This is a genomic window from Streptomyces sp. SID12501 (genome assembly GCF_010550245.1).
GTDB lineage: Bacteria > Actinomycetota > Actinomycetes > Streptomycetales > Streptomycetaceae > Streptomyces.
Window position 1 is genome coordinate 1 of record NZ_JAAGLU010000169.1, and the last position, 780, is coordinate 780.

The window sequence follows — 780 nt, forward strand, 5'->3', positions numbered from 1 at the left end:
GCCGCGACGTCGGCGGGGGTCGGCACGAGCGCGGGGTCGGCCAGCAGCGGCTGCTGGAACGGCCACTTCGCCTCGTTGTCCGCCGCCGGCGGCAGCCCGCGCCCGAACCCGTTGGTGCGGCCCGACCAGTCCAGCACGTTGAACCAGTCCCCCGAGTCGTACGAGTTCCTGTCGAGCGACTTGCTGCGCAGCAGGTCCGCGCCGGCGTGCCAGAACGACGGGGTCTGCGCGAGCGTGGTGGTGGCGAGCGAGACCGTGTTCATGCGGACGCGGTCGGCCATCGGGGTGTCCTGCGGGAGCTTGAGGTAGAGGTTGTCGAACAGGGTCTCGTTGTCGTGCGCGTCGACGTACGTGACGACCTCCTCCGGGGAGTCGGCGTACCCGGCCGGCTGCCCGTTGTAGTCGACCTGGTCGCCGCGCCTGACGGTGCCGTCGCTCGTCAGCAGCTCGAACGACCGCAGGTTGCCGGCCATGCCCAGGCGCACGAGGTCCGCCTGGTGCCGCACGCGCGCGAGCTGCTCGGCCTCGGTGCCGTTCACGGGCGCCCCGTTGGGGTCGGTGAACGCGCCGGAGCCGAAGCCCTGCACGCGCGGGTCCTCGTCGAACGGCCCGCCGCCGCGCACGGCGTCGCGCAGCCGGTCCGAGAACGTACCGATGCCCGTGCCGCCCAGCTGACCCTGCGTGGCCTGCTCGAAGAGCCGGTCGTCGGCCACCTCGCCGAAGTTCCAGCCCTCGCCATACAGGTAGACCTCGCGCCCGTCGACGCCGTCGGTGCGCGGG

The 780-nt window shown here is 72.8% G+C and carries 1 protein-coding gene; it reads right to left on the reverse strand.

What is annotated here, in order from left to right:
• A partial coding sequence (locus tag G3I71_RS45025; RefSeq protein WP_164324690.1) for an alpha-1,6-glucosidase domain-containing protein occupies window positions 1–780 on the reverse strand: 780 nt, incomplete at both ends.